Annotated in this window: 4 protein-coding genes; 2 read left to right on the forward strand and 2 right to left on the reverse strand. The window is 69.7% G+C overall.

Annotation, left to right across the window (positions count from 1 at the left end; translation table 11 throughout):
* Nucleotides 1-1,658 (forward strand): purine-cytosine permease family protein (locus GA0115259_RS29395; protein WP_107469286.1); only part of this gene is annotated, 1,658 nt, incomplete at its 5' end.
* A 101-nt stretch (nt 1,659-1,759) separates the two neighbouring features.
* Here GA0115259_RS29395 and msrA read toward each other — a convergent pair.
* Entirely contained in the window at nt 1,760-2,425 is a 666-nt protein-coding gene (gene msrA, locus GA0115259_RS29400; protein ID WP_093602644.1) for a peptide-methionine (S)-S-oxide reductase MsrA, read from the reverse strand.
* Nucleotides 2,426-2,542: 117 nt separating this feature from the next.
* Nucleotides 2,543-3,646 carry a hypothetical protein gene (locus tag GA0115259_RS29405; RefSeq protein ID WP_093602646.1) on the reverse strand — a complete coding sequence of 368 codons (1,104 nt, stop codon included), beginning with the start codon at nt 3,644-3,646 and terminating at the stop codon, nt 2,543-2,545.
* A gap of 171 nt (nt 3,647-3,817) precedes the next feature.
* Between GA0115259_RS29405 and GA0115259_RS29410 the strand changes: the two genes are divergently transcribed.
* Nucleotides 3,818-5,002: a cystathionine gamma-synthase gene (locus GA0115259_RS29410; protein WP_093602648.1), complete on the forward strand. Its 1,185-nt coding sequence runs from the start codon at nt 3,818-3,820 to the stop codon at nt 5,000-5,002.
* Nucleotides 5,003-5,259 lie beyond the last annotated feature (257 nt).

Below are 5,259 nucleotides of genomic sequence, written 5' to 3' on the forward strand. Positions count from 1 at the left end.
CAGGCCGGGCGGCCCCCGCCAGGCCCGCCGGCCCCGCCGGCCCCGCCGTCAGCGAGACCCTTGAGGACTACACCCTCCGCTTCGCGCCCCGCAGTTACCGCCGCTGGACGCCCATGGTCGTGGCCACCACCGCCCTCGGCGGCATCGCGTACCTCGCCGACTTCTCCATCGGCGCCGGCATCGGCTTCACGCATGGCACCGGCAACGCGCTGGCCGCCATCGCACTCGCCGCCGTCGTCATCTTCGTCACCGGTTTCCCGCTCGCGTACTACGGCGCGCGGTACAACATCGATCTGGACCTGATCACCCGTGGTTCCGGATTCGGCTACTACGGCTCCGTACTGACCAGCGTCATCTTCGCCAGTTTCACCTTCATCTTCTTCGCCCTCGAAGGCTCGATCATGGCGCAAGGGCTGAAACTGGGACTGGGCCTGCCCTTGTGGGCGGGCTATCTGGTTTCCACCGTCATGGTGATTCCCCTGGTCATCTACGGTATGAAGGCGCTCAGCAAGCTCCAGGTCTGGACGACGCCCATATGGCTCCTGCTGATGGCGGGCCCGCTCATCTATCTGATCGTCACCGACCCGGGCACGGTGGACCGCTGGCTGTCGTACGCAGGCACCGGTACCGACGGCGACGGAGCCGTCAACACCGCCTCGGTGCTGCTCGGCGCGGGAGTGTGTCTGTCGCTCATCGCGCAGATCGGTGAGCAGATCGACTACTTGCGCTTCATGCCGCCCAAGACCGAGGCGAACCGCCGCAGTTGGTGGGCGGCGGTGGTCATGGCCGGTCCCGGCTGGGTGGTGCTCGGGGCGCTCAAGCAGGCCATGGGTGTGTTCCTCGCCGTATACGTTCTCTCCGAGGTGGGACCGGTCGCGGCCACCGAGCCCATCCAGCAGTTCCGTGGCGCCTTCGACGCGATGATGCCGTCCTGGCTGGTCGTCCCGCTGGCGGTGGTCCTCGTCGTGATCAGCCAGATCAAGATCAATGTCACCAACGCCTACTCGGGATCACTGGCGTGGACCAACTCCGTCACCCGTGTCACCAGGCACTATCCGGGCCGGATGGTCTTCGTCCTGGTGAATCTGGCGTTCGCGCTGATCCTGATGGAAGCGGATATGTTCAGTTTTCTGAACAGCATCCTCGGTTTCTACTCCAACTGCGCGATCGCCTGGGTCGTGACCGTCGCCACCGACATCGTGGTCAACAAGCACCTGCTCAAACTCTCGCCGCTCGTACCGGAGTTCCGCCGCGGCATGCTGTACGCGGTCAACCCGGTCGGCGTCGTGGCCTTCACCGCCGCCTCGGGACTGTCCATCGCCATGTACTTCCATGTCCTGGGCGACGCGCTGCAACCGTACTCGGCGGTCGCCGCCGCCCTGATCGCGTTCGTCCTCACGCCGCTGATGGCGGCCGTCACCAAGGGCCGTTACTACCTGCGGCGCACCGACGACGGCCTCGGCGAACCGCTGCTCGACGCGGACGGCAACCCGAGCGCCGTCCCGTACGAGTGCCACGTCTGCCGCCAGGAGTTCGAACGTCCCGACGTGGCCTCCTGCCGTACTCACGACGCGGTGGTCTGCTCGCTGTGCCTCAGCACGGACAAGACGGGCGCCCATCTGCTGCCCGCGGATCCCGTCTCTGGCTCCGTCTCCTGACACGCGCGGTCAGACCTGCTGACCGGTACCACTGCCGGCCGAAAGGCAACTGCTCATCGCGCGCTCTGCGGGCGTAGGTCCCGAAGCCCATCAGGCGAGGCTCAGCCTTCGGCCTTGGCCACGCCTATCGGGCAGGAGACTCCCGTACCGCCGATGCCGCAGTAGCCTGCTGGGTTTTTGTCGAGGTACTGCTGGTGGTAGGCCTCGGCCGGGTAGAAGGTGCGGCCTGTTGAGGGGAGGATTTCCGTGGTGATCGTGCCGTGGCCGGAGTCTGTCAGGACCTGCTGGTAGGCGTCGCGGGAGGCGTCCGCGGCTTTGGCCTGGGCGGGGGAGTGGGTGTAGATCGCGGAGCGGTACTGCGTACCTACGTCGTTGCCCTGGCGGAAGCCCTGGGTGGGGTTGTGGGACTCCCAGAAGAGCTTCAGCAGCTCGGCATACGAGATCACCTTGGGGTCGTAGACGACGCGGACCGCCTCGGTGTGGCCCGTGAGGCCGGAGCAGACCTCTTCGTAGGTCGGGTTCGGTGTGGTGCCGCCCTGGTAGCCGACGAGCGTCGTCCAGACGCCGGCCTTCTGCCAGAACGTGCGCTCGGCGCCCCAGAAACAGCCCAGGCCGAAGTCGGCGACCTCCAGGCCCTCCGGATACGGGCCGAGCAGGGGATTGCCGAGGACCGTGTGGCGGGAGGGCACCGGGAAGTCGCGCTCGGGACGGCCGGGCAGCGTCTGCTCCGGGGTGGGAAGCTCGGGGGTGCGGCGGGTCAGGAACATCTCAGGTCTCCTCGGCTGTGGGGTCCTGCTCTGACAACGTACCGGCCGCCTCGGACATTCCGTGAAGCCCGCTGTACCCGGCCCTGCGCCGGGCTTGTGCACCGGCCGCGTCCCCCGCTACCTCGGCAGCGTCGCCGGATCCCCGCCGTTCGCCTCGTAGCCCGCCACCGCCAGTGCCCGGTACACCGCGTACACCGCCGCCGGGTCGCCCTCCAGCGTCCACGGCAGCGCACCGACATGGCCGTCCACCTGTACGAGCTGGTTCATCGCCTCCGACCAGCGTTCCTGGCGTACGAGGAAGAGGATCAGCAGATGCCGCACATGCGCGAGCATCGGATCGTCGGACCGCGCCGCGTGGACCGCGAAGAGCGCGCCCTCCACCGCCTTGCTCACCACGGCGCTCCGGTAGAAGCTCTGCACCAGATTGACCTCGGGCAGATGCTCGTACACCGCGAACAGCGGCAGCGCCGCCAGCAGTGAGCCGCGCGGCGCGCGCGCCGCGGACGTCGTCGCGAAGTGGTCCGCCTCCTCGCGCGAGCCGTGCCACTTCTCGCACCAGTAGTGCAGCGCCGCGAGATGCGCGCCCATGTGCGCCGGCGCGCGGTCGATCACCTTCGCCCAGAGCTGGTCGAACCGCTCGGGCGGATAGCCGAGTCCGCGCGCCACGGCCAGCTCGGTGATGTACGGCACCGGATCGCCGGGCGCCAGCAGCGCCGCCTCGCCGCAGACCGTACGGGCCTCCTCCAGGATGATCCGGAAGTCGTCGCTCCCGGCGGCCGAGGACCGCCAGGCCTGCTGCACCAGGAACTCCGCGTGCACCGCCGCGCCGCCCGCGTCCTTCGGCGAATCGGCCCGCCAGGCCCGCAGCCAGGCACCGCCGACGCCGGGCCGCTGCTGAAGCTCCAGCGAGGCCGCGCCCGCGAACGCCTGGACGCGCTGCCAGCGCACCTCGCCCTCCATGCCGGTGCCCGCGAGCAGCTGCGCGGCGGCCCGCCAGTCCTGCGTGTGCTGGACGACATCGAGTACGTCGAGGAGATCCTGGTCCGGGCCGGGCAGCCGGATGTCCAGCTCCTCCTGGCGTACGAATCCGTACGCGGCCGGATCGGCGGCGTCGGGCGAACCGGGCGCGACCTGGCGGATACCGCCGCGGCGGCGCATGACGTACGGGCCGATGACCGCGGCCAGCAGGCCCATCGCGATCAGGAACCAGAGAATCTCCATGGTCCCATTGTCCCGGACGCCATGCGGCCCGTACCCGGCCGGTGCCGACCGCGCGTACCCGCCCGGTATGCGGCCCGTACGCATGCCCGTCCGGCCACCCGGCCCACCGTCCAGCCGAGTCCAGCCGCGCGTGTGCCCCGTGCCCCATGTCCGGCGCTACGCTCGGGCCTCATGAGCCAGCAGCACACCAGCGAGCAGCACGCCGACGAGTCCGCCGCGCACCATCGCTTCGAGACTCTCGCCATCCACGCGGGCAACACCGCCGACCCACTCACCGGCGCGGTCGTTCCGCCGATCTACCAGGTCTCCACCTACAAGCAGGACGGAGTGGGCGGGCTGCGCGGCGGTTACGAGTACAGCCGCAGCGCCAATCCCACCCGTACCGCGCTGGAGGAGAACCTCGCGGCGCTGGAGGGCGGCCGGCGCGGCCTCGCCTTCGCGTCGGGTCTCGCGGCCGAGGACTGCCTGCTCCGTACGCTGCTGGCGCCCGGCGACCATGTCGTGATCCCGGACGACGCCTACGGCGGCACCTTCCGGCTCTTCGCGAAGGTCCTTTCGCGCTGGGGCGTGGACTTCTCGGTCGCGCACACCTCCGACCCGGCGGCGGTACGGGCCGCGCTCACGCCTCGTACGAAGGCCATCTGGGTCGAGACTCCGTCGAACCCGCTCCTCAACATCACCGACATCGCCGGTCTCGCCGGGATCGCGCGCTCGGCCGGGGCCCGGCTCGTCGTCGACAACACCTTCGCCAGTCCCTATCTCCAGCAGCCGCTCGCGCTGGGCGCGGACGTCGTCGTCCACTCGACCACCAAGTACATGGGCGGACACTCGGACGTCGTGGGCGGCGCGCTGGTCGTGGACGACGCCGAGCTCGCGGACGAACTGGCCTACCACCAGAACGCGATGGGCGCCGTCGCCGGGCCGTTCGACGCGTGGCTGGTGCTGCGTGGCATCAAGACGCTCGCCGTGCGGATGGACCGGCACTGCGAGAACGCGACGCGGATCGCGGACATGCTCACCAAGCACCCGCGGGTCTCGAAGGTCCTCTACCCGGGCCTGCCGGAGCACCCGGGCCACGAGGTCGCCGCGAAGCAGATGAAGGCGTTCGGCGGAATGATCTCCTTCCAGGTCGACGGCGGCGAGGAGGCGGCGGTGGCGGTCTGCGACCGCGCGAAGCTCTTCACGCTGGGCGAGTCCCTGGGCGGTGTCGAGTCGCTGATCGAGCACCCGGGCCGGATGACACACGCGTCGGCGGCGGGCTCGGCGCTGGAGGTGCCGTCCGATCTCGTCAGGCTGTCGGTGGGCATCGAGTCGGGAGACGATCTGCTGGCGGACCTTCAGCAGGCGCTGGGCTAGACCGTGTTGTACGCCGTACGGAGAACTGCCGTACGGAGAACTGCCGTACGGCGTACGTACGTTCAGCCGACCGCCGCCGGAACCGGCCTACCACTCCAGCGGCGGTGTCGTCTCGGCAGGCGGCACCGCCCACGGATGCGCGACGGACGCCCAGACCGTGAACACGACCACGGCGGCGAACAGCAGCGTCCACAGCACCCGGTGCACGGCGCGGCGGCGGTGCAGCAGCCGTACGCCGAGTTCGGTGGCGCGCGGTA

The organism is Streptomyces sp. MnatMP-M17 (assembly GCF_900091995.1).
Lineage (GTDB): Bacteria > Actinomycetota > Actinomycetes > Streptomycetales > Streptomycetaceae > Streptomyces.

What these genes read in the sequence shown, in the direction of transcription:
- msrA (WP_093602644.1), bottom strand. Translation starts at nt 2,425, where the DNA reads ATGTTCCTGACCCGCCGCACCCCCGAGCTTCCCACCCCGGAGCAGACG.
- GA0115259_RS29410 (WP_093602648.1), top strand. Translation starts at nt 3,818, where the DNA reads ATGAGCCAGCAGCACACCAGCGAGCAGCACGCCGACGAGTCCGCCGCG.
- GA0115259_RS29405 (WP_093602646.1), bottom strand. Translation starts at nt 3,646, where the DNA reads ATGGAGATTCTCTGGTTCCTGATCGCGATGGGCCTGCTGGCCGCGGTC.